Annotated in this window: 15 protein-coding genes; 1 reads left to right on the top strand and 14 read right to left on the bottom strand. The window is 70.1% G+C overall.

All coding sequences use genetic code 11. The features are described 5' to 3' along the window. Positions 1-23 precede the first annotated feature (23 nt). Entirely contained in the window at positions 24-1,082 is a 1,059-nt protein-coding gene (locus ACFFQA_RS07960; RefSeq protein ID WP_377851029.1) for a ferrochelatase, read from the top strand. Here the strand turns inward: ACFFQA_RS07960 and ACFFQA_RS07955 are convergent. The 14 genes from ACFFQA_RS07955 to ACFFQA_RS07890 form a co-directional block, all read right to left on the bottom strand. Then, a complete protein-coding gene (locus tag ACFFQA_RS07955) occupies positions 1,072-2,871 on the bottom strand; it encodes an ABC transporter ATP-binding protein (protein WP_377851028.1) in 1,800 nt (599 codons plus the stop codon). The two genes, ACFFQA_RS07960 and ACFFQA_RS07955, sit on opposite strands and share 11 nt — an antisense overlap. Beyond that, the gene (locus tag ACFFQA_RS07950) at positions 2,868-5,999 is read right to left on the bottom strand and encodes a lantibiotic dehydratase (protein ID WP_377851026.1); all 3,132 of its coding nucleotides are present in this window, start codon (positions 5,997-5,999) and stop codon (positions 2,868-2,870) included. The genes ACFFQA_RS07955 and ACFFQA_RS07950 overlap by 4 nt, the downstream gene beginning before the upstream one ends. Before the next feature lie 5 nt (positions 6,000-6,004). Beyond that, on the bottom strand, positions 6,005-7,291 hold the full coding sequence (locus ACFFQA_RS07945) for a lanthionine synthetase C family protein (RefSeq protein ID WP_377851025.1): 1,287 nt from the start codon (positions 7,289-7,291) through the stop codon (positions 6,005-6,007). Positions 7,292-7,356: 65 nt separating this feature from the next. Further along, positions 7,357-7,476, bottom strand: a complete 120-nt coding sequence (locus tag ACFFQA_RS07940) for an FDLD family class I lanthipeptide (protein WP_377851024.1) — start codon at positions 7,474-7,476, stop codon at positions 7,357-7,359. Between the two features lie 63 nt (positions 7,477-7,539). Continuing rightward, positions 7,540-7,677 carry an FDLD family class I lanthipeptide gene (locus tag ACFFQA_RS07935; RefSeq protein ID WP_377851023.1) on the bottom strand — a complete coding sequence of 46 codons (138 nt, stop codon included), beginning with the start codon at positions 7,675-7,677 and terminating at the stop codon, positions 7,540-7,542. A gap of 170 nt (positions 7,678-7,847) precedes the next feature. Continuing rightward, the gene (locus ACFFQA_RS07930; RefSeq protein WP_377851021.1) at positions 7,848-8,144 is read right to left on the bottom strand and encodes an FDLD family class I lanthipeptide; all 297 of its coding nucleotides are present in this window, start codon (positions 8,142-8,144) and stop codon (positions 7,848-7,850) included. A 134-nt stretch (positions 8,145-8,278) separates the two neighbouring features. Beyond that, positions 8,279-8,443, bottom strand: coding sequence for an FDLD family class I lanthipeptide (locus ACFFQA_RS07925; protein ID WP_377851020.1), 165 nt, complete (start codon positions 8,441-8,443; stop codon positions 8,279-8,281). A gap of 243 nt (positions 8,444-8,686) precedes the next feature. After that, positions 8,687-10,456 (bottom strand): ABC transporter ATP-binding protein, encoded by a 1,770-nt coding sequence (locus ACFFQA_RS07920; RefSeq protein WP_377851019.1) that lies wholly within the window; start codon positions 10,454-10,456, stop codon positions 8,687-8,689. 17 nt (positions 10,457-10,473) lie between these two features. Continuing rightward, entirely contained in the window at positions 10,474-13,527 is a 3,054-nt protein-coding gene (locus tag ACFFQA_RS07915) for a lantibiotic dehydratase (RefSeq protein ID WP_377851018.1), read from the bottom strand. A 20-nt stretch (positions 13,528-13,547) separates the two neighbouring features. After that, the gene (locus ACFFQA_RS07910; protein ID WP_377851017.1) at positions 13,548-14,858 is read right to left on the bottom strand and encodes a lanthionine synthetase C family protein; all 1,311 of its coding nucleotides are present in this window, start codon (positions 14,856-14,858) and stop codon (positions 13,548-13,550) included. A gap of 81 nt (positions 14,859-14,939) precedes the next feature. Next, positions 14,940-15,116, bottom strand: coding sequence for an FDLD family class I lanthipeptide (locus tag ACFFQA_RS07905; protein ID WP_377851016.1), 177 nt, complete (start codon positions 15,114-15,116; stop codon positions 14,940-14,942). Between the two features lie 152 nt (positions 15,117-15,268). Then, on the bottom strand, positions 15,269-16,198 hold the full coding sequence (locus ACFFQA_RS07900; RefSeq protein WP_377851015.1) for an LLM class flavin-dependent oxidoreductase: 930 nt from the start codon (positions 16,196-16,198) through the stop codon (positions 15,269-15,271). 9 nt (positions 16,199-16,207) lie between these two features. Further along, on the bottom strand, positions 16,208-16,465 hold the full coding sequence (locus tag ACFFQA_RS07895; RefSeq protein ID WP_377851014.1) for a response regulator transcription factor: 258 nt from the start codon (positions 16,463-16,465) through the stop codon (positions 16,208-16,210). A 108-nt stretch (positions 16,466-16,573) separates the two neighbouring features. Next, positions 16,574-17,374 (bottom strand): Rv1486c family protein, encoded by an 801-nt coding sequence (locus ACFFQA_RS07890; protein WP_377851013.1) that lies wholly within the window; start codon positions 17,372-17,374, stop codon positions 16,574-16,576. Positions 17,375-17,378 lie beyond the last annotated feature (4 nt).

Raw genomic sequence — 17,378 nt, 5'->3', positions numbered from 1 at the left:
CGCCGAGGGGCAGGATGGGTCACGTGAGTGTTGACGCGTTGCTCGTGCTGTCCTTCGGTGGCCCCGAGGGGCCGGACGAGGTCCGGCCCTTCCTGGAGAACGTGGTGCGCGGCCGGGGTGTCCCGCCGGAGCGCTTGGACGCGGTCGAGGAGCACTACCAGCACTTCGGCGGCGTCTCGCCGATCAACCGGCTGAACCGGGAGATCATCGACGCGGTGCGCGCCGAGCTCGCGAAGCGCGGCACCGAGCTGCCGGTCTACTTCGGCAACCGCAACTGGCACCCGATGGTCGAGGACACCGTCGCGCAGATGGCCGCCGACGGTGTGAAGCGCGCCCTGGTCTTCGCGACCAGCGCCTACGGCGGTTACTCCGCCTGCCGCCAGTACGACGAGGACATCGAACGCGCTCGCGCGGCTGTCGGTGAGTCCGCGCCGGAGCTGGTGAAGCTGCGCCACTTCTTCGACCACCCGCTGTTCGTCGACGCGTGCACCGACGCGGTGCTCGCGGCGCGGGCCGAGCTGCCGGAGGCCCGCCGCGCCACCGCGCGCCTGGTCTTCACCGCGCACTCCGTGCCGACCAGCGCCGACCGCGCCTCCGGTCCGCCCGCCGAGGGCGGTCACCGCTACTCGCGCCAGATCGCCGAGGCCGCGCGCCTGGTCTCCCTCGCCGCCGACATGCCGCAGCACGACGTCGTGTGGCAGTCCCGATCCGGCCCGCCGCAGGTGCCGTGGCTGGAGCCGGACATCGTCGACCACCTGGACGCGCTCAACACCGAGGGCGTCAGCGCCGTGGTGGCCTGCCCCATCGGGTTCGTCAGCGACCACCTCGAAGTCATCTGGGACCTGGACACCGAGGCCCGCGAGCACGCGGAGAAGCTGGGCATGTCCTGGGCGCGCGCCGGGACCGCCGGACCGGACCCGCGCTTCGCCGAACTGGTCGTGGAGCTGGTCCGCGAGCACACCGAGGGCATCCCCGCGCGCAAGCTCTCCACGCTGCCCGTTGGCGGGTGCACCGTCAACGGAGCCCCGTGCGCGCCGCAGTGCTGTGAGCCGCAGCGCCGCCCCGCCCGTCCTACGAGCTGATCGGGTCGTCGAGGTAGCCGGCGGCCTGAAGGCGGAACAGCTTGGCGTAGACGCCGTCCGCCGCCATCAGGTCGCCGTGCGAACCCTCTTCGAGCACCTGGCCGCGGTCGATGACCACGATGTGGTCGGCGACGCGGACCGTGGAGAAGCGGTGCGCGATCAGCAGCGTCGTCGCGCGCCCGGCGATCTCGGCCATCCGCGCGAAGATCTCCGCCTCGGCGGCGGCGTCGATCGCGGCCGTCGGCTCATCGAGCACCACGATCGGGGCGTCGCGCAGAAATGCCCGGGACAGGGCCACTTTCTGCCACTGGCCGCCGGAGAGCTGGCTCCCACCGGAGAACCAGCGACCGAGCTGCGTGTCGATCCCGTTGGGCAGTCCCTCCACAAAGGACAGCGCATCGGCGCGACCCGCCGCGTCCCGGATGGCGTCGGTGTCGTTCAGGGAGCCCGCCCTGCCGAAGCCGATGTTCTCGCGTGCGGTCGCCTCGTACTGCACGAAGTCCTGGAAGATCACGCCGATGTTCGCCCGCAGGTCTTCGAGGTCGTACTCGTCGAGAGGGACGTCGTCGATCAGGATCTGGCCACCGGTGGGCTCGTAGAACCGCGCGAGCAGTTTGACCAGCGTCGTCTTGCCCGCGCCGTTCTGCCCCACCAGTGCCACGCATGTCCCCGCTGACAGCGTCAGGTTGAGCCGGGAGAGCACCGGGCTGTCCGTGCCGGGGTAGGTGAAGGAGACGTCGCGGAACTCGATTCCCTTGCGCAGCACGGACGGGAACGGCTTGGCGCCACTGACCGGTGCGCGTTCCTCGATGTCCAGGAAGCCGAACAGGTTGCCCAGGAACAGGTTGTGCTCGTAGAGCATCGCGAGGCCGCCGAAGAGCAGCTGGACCGTCGACTGCACCAGGGTGATCGCCGACAGGTATCCCGCGAACTGGCCGACCTGGCCGGAGTCGATCGTCACCGCGAGCGCGTAGAGCACCGCGCCGACCGCCGCGCAGACGCTCAGCAGTCCGAGCAGTCCTGACACCACCGCTTGCTTGCGCTCCAGATCGCGGTCCACCCGGTAGAAGCGCCCGATCAGGTCACGGTAGCGGCCGAGGAACAGCGGGCCGAGCCCGAAGAGGTGGGTCTCCTTGAAGGACCGGTCGTTGGTCACCAGGTACTGCAGGTACGTCGCCCGGCGACGGTCGGCCGACCGCTCGTTCTCGATCTTCCAGCCGACCCGGCTGTAGAACACCCGGCTCGCCATGGACGGCAACGGGGCCAGCAGGATCGCGACGGCGACGCCGACGTTCCAGGACAACAGGACCGCGCTCACCGCGACCAGCGACACGGCGCTGGACACGGTGCTGATCAGGTGCGCGAAGATCTGGTACGGCCGGTACGCCGCCTCGCGGCTGGCCCGCTGCAACCGGTCGTAGGTCGTGGAGTCCTCGAAGTGCTCCAGCCGCAGCCGAGTGGCCTTGGCCATGATCCGTTCGTTGACGTTGTTGGCCATCCGCAGCTGGAGCAGGGTTTCCAGGTAGCCCCGCCCGATCGTGAGGACGTGGGTGAGCACCATCAACACCGACAGCACGACACCAGCGGTGAACGCCCGGTCCACCGCCTCCTGCGCGCCCCTGCTGCTCACCGCGTCCGCGACGCCTTGCACGGCGAGCGTGGTCAGCTGAACCGTGGCGGCAGGCAGCAGCGACGCGAGCGCCGCCAGCGCGATCACGCCGCCGACGTGCCAGGGGCTGACCTCCCACAGCAGCCTCAGTGCCCGCGTCCAGTTGCCCCGGTCCTTCACCGGGGGCGTCCCTTGATCAGTCGCAGCGCCAGCGACCACAGTTGGTAGCACTCGTTTTCCTGCTCGTTGTCGATGCCCAGCAGCCGGTTGGCCTGCATGTGCGCCAGGCTGCCCAGGACGCGGCTCTCGGTGCCGACCAGGCGCCCGGACTCGGCGAGCTCCCGAACCCGCTGCCCGGCCGCGCGCAGGCACTCGCGCTGCTCGGCCAGGATCGTCGTCAACGCGGACAGGTGTTCGCGCGCCGCCGGGTCGGGGTGCGCGTCCCACGGCTCAAGGAGGTCGCACAGCATCGTGCGGATCTCCTTGAACCGCGCTCGTGCCCGGTCCGACACAGCATCCACAGTGGACGGAGTAGCACCCCAGTCGCGGCACAGCGAATGCTGGGCCAGCGCGCACACCACGTCCGCCGAGAGGTCCGGATTGGCGCGCAGGTACTTGACCAGGGCGGAGCAGACCGCGCTGTTGGCCTCGAACGTGCCTTCGACGACGTCGAACGCGTCGGGGCCGCCGTAGCGCTCCAGTTCCAGGTCGTAGCTCGCCAACGCGATGTCGTTGGCCATCCCGGCCGCCACGACCTGCCGTCCCCAGGCCAGCACGCGCGCCATCACCGAGGGGATGGCGGCCGGGTCCGGTACTCGCAGCCGGAAACGCAGGTGTGGATGGGGATCGCTGTAGCGGATGAAGAACCAGCGGTCGATCAGACCCTCCGCGCGCAATACGGCGGCGAGCTCCGGCATCGGGCCGGACACCACGTCGTCGTGCTGTGCCAGCGCCGAGTACAGCTTGAGGTAGACCCACTCGTCGCCGACCAGCCGACGCCGTGACCCCACTGTGCCGGCGGGGCGGGAGTCGGAGACCGGCGTGCTCCGGCGCACGATCTCGGAGCCCTTGGCGAGCATCGGCACGACGATCTCGGAGAAGTATCCCCGGCCGTCCACATCGGACAACCACGTCTCGGAGAAGCCGGGAAGCAGCTCGTGCAGCACCACCGGCTGGTCCGGATCAGATCGCTTGGCCCGCGCCAGTTCCGCGTGCAGCTCCTCGACGCACAACGGATGTTCCAGGTCCAGTGCGAGCCGGTTGTCCAGGACCGCGAGGTAGACGTGCCGCGGCACCCGCCATTCCTGGCGCCAACGGTGCACCGCGTCCGCGAACTCCTTGCCGCCCTTCGGGAACTGGTGCGCGAAGAGCCGCCACCGCGCGGGGGAGAGCACGATCCGACCGCGCCGCACACGCGGCAGGTAAGGAGAACCGGACGCGGTGCCCCAGTCGAAGGCGGCCAGCGGGGCGAACCCGTCCTCGGACAGCTCCAGCAGGAAGCGGCACACGTTCGGGGCGGTCGCCGGGTTGAGCATGTGTCCCTGGGTGACGTGCAGTTCCTTGTCCAGCTTCCGCGAGCGCAGGTAGAACCGCTCCGCGGTGGCACCGACCACGATGTCTGACAACAGGATCCGGTGTTCCTCCTGGACCGACGGCGCGGTGTTCACGCAGATCTCGTAACGCCGGACCTGGGGGTGGACGGCGACATTGCCGTTGCGGCCCCTGGGGGAGGCGAAGCTCAGGTCGGCGAAGACCAGATCGGGGCAGAGCGCCTCCTCGCCCCTGGCGAACTCCTGAAGCTCGGCGAGCGCGGACTCGTCGACCAGGTCGAAGAACCGGCCGAACGTGCGGCCGCCGTCGGAGATCGTGCCGGGAGCGACGACCAGCCGGTAGTCGCCCGCATCCACCGCCTGCCGCGACGTGGCGGCGACCTGCGCGTACAGGTCCAGCGACGGTCGCGGGCAAGGCCCCTTCTCCGACGGCCGCCAGACCGTCAGCCGCTCCACCAGCTCATCGGTCAGCTCGATCTCGTCCTGACCGCGGTGCAGTGCTTCGGCGAGCACGGAGGTCAGCGTCAGATCGCGCTTGCCGCCGCTGACGTCGCGCTCGCTCGACACCAGGGGCAGCGGGGTGGACCGCGACGGCATCGTGTAGGTGCTGGGTGCGTCGAGCCCGCGCTCGGGGCTGAGCAGGTCGAGCAGCGGGATCTCCGCGCCGAGCCCGTACCGTTCGAGGAAAGCGGTGTGGTACTCGACGATGTGCGTCCGGCGCTTGTGCGTGGAACCCAGCCGCATCAGGAGCTCGGCCGCCTCGGCAGCGTCCGCGCCGACGCGCTCGGACAGGTCGGGTTCGGTGATCGCCAAGGCGGTGTCGAGCTGGAACGTCTCCTTGGTGTGCTCCGGCGCCATGGCCCGCTGCTGCCGCACCAGTTCATCCACAATGGACACTTCGGCGTTGCCGGCCCGCTCGTCCACGGCTGAGGCAAGGACACGGGTTCGCTGGAGACCGTCCCGGACCTCGCTCTGGTCCAGCCGCTTGAGCAGATCCTGTTCCGGCAGCGCGACGGTCATCGTCGGACGCAGGTCGCTCGTCAGCACGTGCAGATCGCGGAGCTGCGTGACGAGCCCGCGGGCCTTGGCCTCAGTCGCACCGGGGACCTCACCCACGATTCGCTGGACGATGTCGCCGACCGTCGTGCCTGGCTCCCCGGCCATCCGCACGGCGATCGTGGCGGGCGTGGTCAGCCGGAACCCGATGTTGCGGTTGTCGGACTCCCCGTGCACGTCGGCGTAGGGCAGCACCGCGCGGTCGCCGACCCGGTAGAGCATCGGGTTCACCGCCACCCGCATCTCGTCCGGAAGCTCCGGGACCTCGTCGAGCTGCTTGATCACGGTGAGCAGCCAGCCGAGGTCGGCCCGCGTGCGGGTGCGCGCAACGGGGTCGGCGGCCAGCGTCAGAGTGGTCCGCTCGGCGAAGCGGCCGACGCCGACCCCGGAGAACAACCCGTACGGAGTGGGCCGGGTGGACATCCGGGTGAGGTAGCGCAGCAGCGACGAGTACGCGCGGGCGGACTTCTTCGAATCGGAGCCGAGGTGTGCGAGCCCGGCGGTGAGGCTGGAACTGGCCACGTGCAGTGCCTGTCGGACGCGAGGCACCTCGGCCAGCTCGCGCAACCGCTGCCGGGTGTCCTCCGGCGGACCGCCGGTGAGCGCCAGGAACTCGCTCGCGGGCAGCGTCGGTGTGCGCAGCATGAAGAACCGCGCCGCGCGGTAGATCGGTTCCTGACCCGCCATCTTGTTGGCTCCCAAGCTTTCTAACCTATCAACAGCGCGCGTTCCCACTGCTGGCCGATGTCACCCGTCGCGCCGAGGAGAGCAAGGGCCACCCCAGCGGAGCCGGTGAGCAGCGCGGGGTTGTCCAACAGGGCGGGTCCCTCGAACTCCCGCACGCCGAGCGGCAGGTCCTCTCCGCAGTGCGAGAGCACCTGCTCTGTCAGCGCGTCGACACAGATTCGGGCCGCTTCGCTCCCGGTCTCACGGGCGAACACCACGCACATGGCGAGGAGCCCGGCGACCCCGTGGCACAGTGGAGCCTCGGGAAGTACGTCCACGCGCCGCAATGTGGCCTCGAAACCGTCCACCGCGACGTCGCGAATCTCGTTGTCCCGCAAAGCGATGGACGCGTTCAGCAATGCGCACGCCACACCGGGGGCGCCGTAGCACCAGGCAGATCTGCCGGGCTCAAGGCGGCCTCGATCCTCATCTCCTGCTTCGGTCAACGGGATGCCCCAGGGCCAGTTGCGGCCCCACGCGTCCTCGCAGTCCACAGCGATCAGGAACTCGGCGGTGTGCCGGATCGCGTCTACGAGTCCATCCCGCCGGTACCCGGCCCGATGGGCGAAGGACAGCGCGGCAAGCGGACCGGGAATGCCATGTGCCAGGCCGAGGTTGATGTAGCCGTGCGGGTACTTCTCCCGGTAAGTCTCAAGTGGATAGAGGTGTGGTGGGATGGACCACCGCCCTTGACCGGGGGCGCAGAGCCAGACCAGGTCGTCGATCAGGGACTCAAGTGCTTGTCGCACAACATGGTCAGGGTTGGTGAGCAGGCTCAGATACCCCAAGGTGCCTGCCGCGCCGGTGATCGCGTCGTAGGAGCTGTCGCGCACACCGTCGACGGATCGCCAGCTGGGGGCGTCGTTCACCTGCCCGGCGAGCAGCGTGTTGAGCTTGTCCAGCGTGCCGCCGTAGCGGGGTTCCTCGTGCAGCGAGTCGGCGAAGGCGAACGCGAGCCCAGCGGTCCCCGAGGAGATGCCGGGGTGGGTCAGCGGTTCGGCGGCGCTGCTGTGCGCGGCGGTGACCAGGTGCTGGTGCGCCAGCTTCCGCCAGTGCTCAGCCTCGGCGGGGAAGGCGCGGTGGGCGGCCTGGAAGGCCAGCGCGCTGCCCGCGTGCCCGGTGAACAGCGCGGGACCGCCCCAGGCGAAGGGATACCGCGAAGACCGTTGGGAGGCCACGACGGCCTCGGCGACGACGGCGGGATCAGCCAGGCGGGTGAGGATCAGCTCCGCCGCGTCCCGAGCGCGCTCCGCGAGTGCCGGGTGCACGTCATGGTCTCCTTGGGAGTGGACCCGGATGACGCGGTGTGCGCCACCCGGGTCGCGTCACATGCTCAGCGCACGCCGGGCGGGCACGCCTTGCAGCTGGTGATCGGGCTGCTGGTGGCGAGCGCCTCGGCGTCGGCGAGCTCACGCGGGCTGGCCACGCGCACATCGAGGTCGAACTGGTCCATGGACTACTGGTCAGGGTTCATTGCCTCGTGCCTTTCCGTTGGTGTTGCGAGGGAAAGAGGTCGCTAGCAGCCGACGATGGTGCATCGCAGACTGCACGCGAACACCGAAAGGGACAGCGTCTCGGCTTCGAGGTGCTCACTGGGGGCCGTCACCCGGACGTCCAGGTCGAACTGGTCGAGTGCGGACTGGTCGGGATTCATGCGCGCGCACCTTTCCTTGGGGTTGTGCGACATCGGCGTCGTGCAACTTCAAGGACAGCACCGTGGGGGTGCGGCACGGCTGCGGGCAATCCCGGTTCGAACCCCCGAATCCCAGGCTTCCGGCTGACGGGAAAACAGACCCGGAACGGCGTTCGGGGCCCCTCGCGCGATCAGTTCCCGGGTGCCACGAACGGCGTCGAGCAGATCATCCCGGAGGTGCACCCCGCCGTGGAGATCCCACCGGCCGCGAAGCCGTCGGCGAGCTCGCGCGGAGTGGTCACCCGGACGTCGAGGTCGAACTGGTCCATGGCGGACTGGTCGGGGTTCATGGCACTGCGCCTTTCTTCGTGCGACAGGTCCGGAACGGGTTTGGTGGTCCCCGTTCCGGACCTCACAGTGCAGGCGCGATGGTCCATCCGCAGCAGAGCTTCGAAGACGTCGATGCCCTGACCGGCCCGACGACTCATCGGGGCTTCTCAGCCGCCGTGGCAGAAGATTCTTCACGCTTCGGTCCGATGTGGACATCTCGACCACGGCCGAATGGTGAGTCTTCTGCCGCCGGTCGGTGGGACCCGGGTGGGATGCGGGCCCCACCGTGCCGTCAGTTGTTCGGCGCGGAGGTGGTGATGCCGCAGTTGTTCGTGATGGTGCACTTCCACAGGGTGGTCGTGCCGAACTGCTGCGCGTCGGCGCCGGCGAGCTCCCTGGGGGTGGTCACCCGGACGTCCAGGTCGAACTGGTCCATGGCCGACTGGTCGGGGTTCATGGTGCTGCACCTTTCGCTGTGCGACGAATCCAGGACGGTGGGATGACCCGTCCCGGGCATCACTGTGCAGCCGTGTTCGGTGAGCCGCATTCGCGGGTTCGAAGACATCGAAGCCCGCGCCGGGTTGGTTCGTCGTCGTGGCACGTCAGCGGTGGTGCAGGGGTCCCGCTCACATTTCAGTCCGATGTGGACACCTCGGCCGTGGGCGAATGGTGAAACTCTTTTCCGCGGCCGCGAACCGGGTCAGGTGGTGTGGACGTCGTCCAGGTACCCGGCGGCCTGGAGGCGGAAGAGCTTGGCGTACATGCCCTCGACCGCCATCAGCTCGGAGTGGGAGCCCTCCTCCAGCACCTGGCCCCGGTCGAGCACCACGATGTGGTCGGCCACCCGGACCGTGGAGAAGCGGTGCGCGATCATCAGCGTCGTCGCACCACCGGCCAGCTCGGTGAGACGGCTGAAGATCTCCGCTTCGGCGGCGGCGTCGATCGCCGCGGTGGGCTCGTCGAGCACCATGATCGGGGCGTCGCGGAGGAACGCGCGGGACAGGGCGACCTTCTGCCACTGGCCGCCGGAGAGCTGGCGTCCGCCGTCGAACCACCGGCCGAGCTGGGTGTCGAGCCCCTTCGGCAGATCCTCCACAAAGGACAGTGCGTCCGCCCGCGATGCGGCCGCCCGGATCGCCGGGGTGTCGTCGAGGGCGGATGCGCGGCCGAAGCCGATGTTCTCGCGCGCGGTGGCCTCGTACTGCACGAAGTCCTGGAAGATCACGCCGATGTGGGCGCGCAGGTCGTCCAGGTCGTAGTCCGCCAACGGGATGCCGTCGACGAGGATCTGCCCGCTGGTCGGCTCGTAGAACCGGGCGAGCAGCTTGACGAGCGTGGTCTTGCCCGCGCCGTTCTGCCCGACGAGCGCGACGCAGCGGCCCGCTGGCAGGGTCAGGTTCAGCTGGGAGATCACCGGCGTGCTGGTACCGGGGTAGCTGAAGGACACGTCACGGAACTCGATCCCCTTGGACAGCTGGGCGGGGAACGGCCGGGCGCCGCTGGTCGGTGCTCGTTCGGCGATGTCGAGGAAGCCGAAGAGGTTGCCCAGGAACAGGTTGTGCTCGTAGAGCTGCGCGAGCCCCGCGACCAGTGCCTGCACCGAACCCTGCACGACGGTGATCGCGGTGAGGTATCCCGCGAACTGGCCGACCTGGCCGGAGTCGAGCGTCACGCGCAGCGCGTAGAGCACCGCGCCCACGGCAGCGCCGACGCTGAGCAGCCCGAGCAGTCCGGACACCAGTGCCTGGCGGCGTTCCAGGGAGCGGTCCACCCGGTAGAACTCACCGATCATGCCCCGGAAGCGGTCCAGGAACAGCGGCCCGAGGCCGAACAGGTGCGTCTCCTTGAACGTGCGGTCGTTGGTGACCAGGTACTGCAAGTACGTCGTGCGGCGGCGGTCGGCCGAGCGGTCGTTCTCGATCTTCCAGCCGACGCGGCTGTAGAAGACCATCGCGGCCATCGACGGCAGCGGCGCGAGGATGATCGCCGCGGCCACGCTGACGTCCCAGGAAAGCAGCACGGCGCTCACGGCAGCAAGGGACACCGCGCTGGAGACCACGCCGATCAGGTGCGCGAAGATCTGGTACGGCCGGAACGCCGCCTCCCGGCTCGCGCGCTGGAGCTGGTCGTAGGTCGTGGAGTCCTCGAAGTGCTCCAGCTGCAACCGGGTGGCCTTCGCCATGATCCGTTCGTTGACGGTGTTGGCCATGCGCAGCTGCAACAACGTTTCCAGGTAGTTCCGGCCGGTCAGCAGCACGTGGCTGAGCACCATCAGCCCCGCCAGCATCGCGCCCGCGGTGAAAGCGGCGTCGGCGGAACCGGTGCCGCTGATCGCGTCCGCGACCCCCTGGACGGCTTCGGTGGTCAGCCGCACCGTGAACGCGGGCAGCACCGAGCTCGCGACCGCGACGGCGAGCACGCCGCTGACGTGGCCGGGGCTGACCTCCCACAGCAGCTTCAGGGCCCTCACCCAGTTGCCACGATCCTTCACGCGGGCCGTCCCTTGATCATGCGCAGCGCCAGCGACCACAGCTCGTGGCACTCTCGCTCGCGTTCCTGGTCGATACCGAGCAGCCGGTTGACCTGCATGTGCCCCAGGCTCGCGAGAATCCGGCGTTCACCGGCCGCGGCCACCTCGCGCACCCGCGCCCCCGCCGCCGCCAGCGCGTCCCGCTGTCCGGAGAGGATGGTGCTCAGGGCGTCCAGATGCTTGCGCGCCAACGGGTCCGGATGTGCGTCCCACGGTTCGAGCAGATCGCACAGGAGGGGGCGCAACCCCTTGAACCGCTTGCGCGCCCGGTCGGAGACTCCCTCGCCGGGGGAGTGGATGCTGGTCAGCGGGTCCATGCCCCAGTCGCGGTAGAGCGAGTGCAGCGCGAGCACGGACACCGCCTCCGGGCTCAGGTCCGGGTTGGCCCGCAGGTAGCCGACAAGGCCGGCGCAGACCGCGCTGTTCGCCTCGAAGGTCGCTTCGACCGCGTCGAACGCCTCGGGGCCGCCGTAGCGCTCCAGCTCCAGGTCGTAGCCGGTCAACGCGATGTCGGCGGCCAAGCCGGCACTGACGAGCTGCCGCGCCCAGGCCACGCAGTGCGCCATCACCGCCGGTCGGGCCGTCTCGTCCGGCACGCGGAAGCGCAGGCGCAGATGGGGATAGGGGTCGCAGTACCGGACGTAGAACCACCGGTCGATCGCCTCGCCCAGCTCGGCGACCAGAGTGCGGAGCGGCCCGCTGATAACGTCGTCGTGCTGCGTGCCCGCCGAGTAGAGCTTCAGGTAGAGCCACTCGTCGCCGACCTGCCTGCGCCGCTCGCCCGTCGGGCTGTCCACAATGGAGGGAACAGCGGAACGCCGTGTCAGAGCGGGGTCCTGGGCCAGCATCGGCACCACGACCTCGCCGAAGTACCGTTGTCCGTCCACATCGGACAACCACGCGTCGTCGAAGTCCGGGAGCAGCTCGTGCAGCACGACCCGGTTCGCGGTCCGCTTCAGCTCGCCGCGCAGCTCCTCGACGCACATCGGGTGGTCCAGGTCCAGCAGCAGCCGGTTGTCCATGAACACCAGGTAGACGTACCTCGGCACGCGCCATTCCCGCCGCCACTGCTCGATGTCCGTGCCCGCGGAGATGCTCCACTGCGCCGGGTGCAGCACGGTTCGGCCACGGCGGACACGCGGCAGGAACGGCGAAGCGGCCGCGCTGCCCCAGTCGAAGCCCGCCAGCGGTGCCAGGCCGTCCATCGACAGCTCCAGCAGCAACCGGCAGACGTTCGGCGCGCTGACCGGGGTGAGCATGTGCCCCTGCGTCACCACGATCTCCTTGCCCAGCCGCCGGGAACGCAGGTAGAAGCGTTCGGCGGTCGCGCCGACCATGATGTCGGTGAGCGCGATCCGCTGTTCCTGCGGTACCGATGGCGAGGTGTTCACGCAGATCTCGTAGCGCCGGATCGGCGGGTGGGCGGTGACGTTGCCACCGCGCCCGTGCGGCGAGACGAAGCTCAGCTCCGCGAAGACCACGTCGGGGCAGAGGCTCTCCTCTGCGCGGGCGAAGTCCTGGAGGTCGGCCAGCGCGGGTTCGTCGACCAGGTCGAAGAACCGGCCGAAGGTGCGGCCTCCGTCGGTCATCGAACCCGGAGCGACGACCAGCCGGTAGTCGCCCGCGTCGAGCGCCTCCCGTGAGCGGGCCGCGACCTGCGCGTAGAGGTCGAGCGACGGCCGGACGCGGGGGCCGGACGATCCGGGCCGCCACGCGGTGAGCCGCTCCACCAGGTCGTCGGTCAACTCGATCTCGTGCTGCCCCCGGTGCAACGCCCCCGCGAGCAGCCCGGTCATCACGGCGTCACGCTGGCGGCTGCTGTGCTCCTGCGGCACCGCCGGCAGCGGGAATGCACGTGGCGGCATCGTGTACGTGCTCGGCGCGTCCAGTCCGCGTTCCGGGCTGAGCAGGTCCAGCAGTGGGATCTCCGACTCGACGCCGTACCGCTCCAGGAAAGCGTTGTGGTACTCCACGATGTGCTCCGGGCGCTGCGGTGCGCCGTTGATCCGCAGGAGCACCTCGGCAGCGTCCGCCGCGTCGGCGCCGACCAGTTCGTTCAGCTCGGAGGCGGTGAGCGCCAATGCGGTGTCGAGCTGGAAGGTCTCCTTGGTGTGGCCGGGAGTCATCGCGCGTTGGTGCTGTGAAAGTTCGTCCACAACGGACACTGGTGCGGTGCCGTCGTGGTCGTCCACCGCGGTCGCGAGAACACGTGTGGTGCGAAGACCCTCCTGGATGTCCACAGTGGAATCCAGGCCGTCGAGCCGCTTGAGCAGGTCCTGCTCCGGCAGCGCCACCGACATCGCCGGACGCAGGTCGCTGACCAGCACGTGCAGATCGCGCAGCTGGGTCACCAGGCCCAGTGCCTTCTCCGGCGTCGCACCCGGCACCTCGCCGACGATCCGCTGCACGATCTCCGCGACCGTGGTTCCGGGAATCCCGGCCGACCGCAACGCGATCTCCGCCGGAACGGTCAACCGGAAGCCGACGAGGCGGTTGTCCGCCTGGCCGTGCACGTCGGCGAACGGCAGCACCGCGCGGTCGCCGACCCGGTACAGCATCGGGTTGACCACAACCCTGAGCTGGTCGAGGTCGCCGCTCTCGACGTGCTTCACCAGGTTCAGCAGCCACCCGACGTCGGCGCGCGTCCGCGTACGCCCGACGGGATCGGCGGCCAGGCGCAGTGACGTCGTTGAGCCGAAGTTCCCGACGCCGATGCCCGAGAACAGGCCGTAGGGCGTCGGGCGGGTGGACATCCTCGTGACATAGCGCAGCAGCGACGAGTAGGCCCGCTCGGACTTCTTGGACTCGGCGTCGAGGTGGGCGAGCCCTGCGGTCAGGCTGGGGCTCGCGACGTGCAACGCCTGCCGAACCCGTGGTGTCCCGGCGAGGTCGCGCAGCCGCCGCCGCGAATCCTCCCGCGAGCCGCTGGTGATCGACAGGAACTCGTCCACAGGCAGCGTGGGAGTGCGCAGCATGAAGAAACCCGCGGCGCGGTAGACCTGTCCTGACATGATGTGCCCTCCCCGCTCGGTCATCCGATCAGCAACGCGCGTTCCCACCGCGCGTCACCGGCACCCGCCGCCGACCACAACGCCAGCGCGACCCCGGCCGAACCGGTGAGCAGGCCGGGGTTGTCAAGCAGCACACCGGCTTCCTCGTAGTCCTGGACGCCGAGCAACAGGTGCTCGTCGCAGTGCGACAGCACGTGCTCGGTGAGCGCGGCGATGCCGTCCCGGATCTCGGCGCTGTCGGTCTGCCGGTCGAAGGCCGCCGCGATCGCCAGCAGCCCCGCCGCTCCGTGGCACAGCGTCGCGCCGTCCATGCGCCCGGCGGCGGTGAACCTGCGCAGCACGGCTTCGAAAGCGTCCACGGCGATCTCACGGACCTCGTTGTCCTGCAACGCGATCGACGCGTTCAGCAGCGCGCAGGCGATGCCGGGAGCGCCGTAGCACCACGCGGTCCGGGCTCGCCCGAGGCGCCCGCGGTTCTCCGCGCCGTCCTCGGTGAGCGGGATTCCGCCGGGCCAGTTGCGGCCCCACTCGTCCTCGCACGGCACGCCGACGAGGTAGTCGGTCAGATGCCGCACGGTCTCGATCAGCCCCTCGTGCCGGTGCCCCGCGCGCCACGCGAAGGACAGCGCGGCCAGTGGACCGGGGATGCCGTGCGCGAGCCCGAGATTGACGTAGCCGTGCGGATACGGCTCGTTGTAGTCCTCGATCGGGTAGTGGCGCGGTGGGATGAACCACCGCCGCTCCTGCGGCGCGCACAGCCAGATGAGGTCGTTGACCAGCACATCGACGGCGCTCTGCACGTCCGGAGCGAGGTCGGTGCCGAACAGGCTCAGATAGCCCAGCGTGCCGGAGGCGCCCTGCACCGCGTCGTAGTCGTTGTCCTTCACACCGTCCTCGGCGCGCCACGTCACCGTGCCGGTCACCTGCTCGGCGAGCTGCGCGTTGAGCTTGGCCAGGGTCGCGCCGTAGCGGGGTTCCTCCGTGGCGGAGTCGGCGAAGGCGAACGCGAGGCCGGCCGTTCCCGCGGCCAGGCCGGGGTTGTCCAGCGGCACGTCGAAGCTGGTCTGCGCGGCGAGCACGAGCTGCTGGTGGGCCAGCGCTCTCCAGTGCTCCGCCCGCTCCGGCTGCGCGCGGTGGGCGTTCTGGAAGACCAGCGCGCTTCCCGCGTGCCCGGCGAACAGTGAAGGCCCGCCCCAGCCGAAGGGGTAGCGGGAGCTCTGCTCCGACTCCGCGACCGCGGCCTCGACCACGTCCGGATCGGCCAGCCGCGAGGCGAGCAGTGCTGCACCGCGCAGCGCTTCGGCCGCCAACGCCGGGTGTGCGACGGTCACGGGGACCCTCCTTCGATGGGGGAGCGGTTGAGCCGGGAACCGCCGCCTGACCGGCGGTCCCCGGCTCGCGTCACGCGGTGATCAGCAGCCGATCGGGCACTGGGTGATGCAGCTCAGGCAGGTGCAGCTGCGGCAGGTCACCCGGGTGCAGACCAGGCGGGTCAGCGCGCTGGTGATCGACAGCGCCTCGACGGACTCGCCGGGCGTGGCGACCCGGACGTCGAGGTCGAACTGGTCACCGGAGTGGGCAGAGTTCATTTCCCCATACCTTTCGAAGGCCCCATGTGTGCGCCGGGGCGAGAATGGAAAACCGTTTACGGGAAATATCCTGACCCGGCTTCCGAGTGTGCCGCCATTGTCGTCGGCGACAGTCCTCGTTCAGAAACTCCGATGATCAGGTCACGAAGCCATCAAGATCTCTGTGCACATTCCGCGATTCGGGTGACATCGGCGAGGGCGGCCGCGGCTCCTTCGGCCGCGAGAACGCCGCACGGGTTGAGAATGATCTCGTCGACACCGGCGGCGTGGTACTGGGCGAGCCTTTCGCCGATCTCCTCCTCGGTGCCGCTGACGAACACGCCGGAGTCCACCAGCGCCGCCGCGCAGCCCGCCGGGTCCGCCGGGTCGATGTCCAGCCCGGCCAGCCGCGCCATCTCCGCGTAGTGCGGCAGCCGCAGGTGCCCCACCGCCCCGAGCCGGGCGAGCCGCCTCGGGTCGCGGCCTGGCTGCTTGGTCGCCACGTGCACCACGGTGGCCACCCTCGGGTTCCGCCCGGCCTCGCGCAGTGCGGGGACGAGGGTGTCCCGGAGGTACTCCGGCGGCGTCATCCAGGTGATCGCGACGTCGGCGACCGCTCCCGCCGCCCTGGCCATCGCCGGCCGCAGCACCCCGGCGCCGACCTCGACCGGCGGGTGCTCCATCGGCACCAGCGCGCCGTGCCGCTGGTGGATCTCCCCGTCCAGCAACGTGCGGACCGTGGCGAGGTACTCGCAGGTGGCACGCTTGGGACTGGCGTACGGCTCACCGAGCAGGCTCTCGACGAACAGCGGCCACGACGCGCCGAAACCCGCGACGTAGGGCTGCCCGGTGAGCGCCGCGAGCGACCGCGCCTCCACCGCGGCCTCGTAGGGATGGCGCAGCGGCAGCAGCGTCACGGCCGTGCCCATCGGCACGGTCAGCCCCGCACCCGCGAGGTAGGCCAGGACCTGGTGGGTCTCCAGCCGGGTGGACTGGCCCAGCCACAGGCGGGCGAGCGGGCCGCGCTGGACGAGCTCGGCGAAGGGCGCCACGGCCGAGGGCCGAGCCACCTCCACCGGGTAGAAGACCGAGGTGGTCGGCATGCTGACCCTCTACGCGTGTAAGCGGCTGGAATGGGCGTAGGACAGCAGGCACGCCTCCAGCCGGGAGCCGAGTTCGAGCTTCTGCAGGATCTGGGTGAGGTGCGCGCGAACGGTGCGCTCGGTCAAACTCAGCGAATCCGCGAGCTCCTGGTTCGAACTGCCCTTGACCAACAGCAGGAATACCTCGTATTCGCGCGAGGTGAGCCTGTGCACGCGTTCAAGTCCGTCCAGCCAGGTCGGTCGCACCGGTTCTTCGGTGTACGTCATCGACACCCCCCGTGAAAGGCGATCCGCCGAATGGTGGCTCGCCGATCCCGGTGGTTCAACCCCGAAGTCGGAAATTCGTACCGATTATGGACAGTCCACTGCTGTGATTCAGTGAAACTGTCCACCGTGCTGTCCGGCGAGCAGCCGAACGGCTTCGGCCACCGCGGCGCACCTGGCCCCGCGCACCGCGTCGGCCAGCGGGCGCAGCGCCTCGCCGCGCGCCCGGACCGCCGACGCCGACACCGCTCCGCCCTCGCCGTCCCCGAGTGCCGCGCGCAGGATCGCCTCGACCTCGACCGCCCGCTCCAGCACCCGCAGCGAGCGCGGCGGCATCCCGGGGGGCCACGCCAGCCTCGGCCGCGACGAGATGAACTCGGCGATCTCCGCGCGCACGTTCGGCCGGTGCCGCGCGACGTCCAGTGACACCAGCGTGGCGGCGGCCTCGCGCACGGCCACGGTCATCCCGTGCTCGGCCTCGCCGATCGGCGTGTGGTCCGCGCCGGGCGAGCCGGGCACCGCGAACACCGTCCACCGCAGCACCCCGTCGGCGACGTCCTCGGGAACGGCCGCGAGCCCCGCCCTGCCGAACACGGCGGCCTCGCCGCGTTCCACAGCCGGTCGCACCAACGGTCCCGCGCCACCGAGCCCGCGCACGTCGCCGGGAACGGGCAGCACCAACGCCGCCGAGTCCGCGCCCAGCCCGCGCAGCGCGGCGAGCCACAGCGCCATTCCGGCGGCGCGCTCCCCGTCGACCGGGAGCCCGGTGCGGTCGGCGGTCTCCTCGTCGGCGGCCACGACCTCCTGGAGCTCACCCCACGCGGCGAGGGCGTCGAGCACGTCGTCGGCCGCGGCCGAGCCGTGCAGCCAGGCGGAGGCCCACACGGCCATGGTTGCGCTGGGAACGGACACGTCG

This window comes from Allokutzneria oryzae (genome assembly GCF_042429765.1).
GTDB classification, from domain to species: Bacteria; Actinomycetota; Actinomycetes; order Mycobacteriales; family Pseudonocardiaceae; genus Allokutzneria; species Allokutzneria oryzae.
This window is presented reverse-complemented; position numbering and strand designations above follow the sequence as displayed.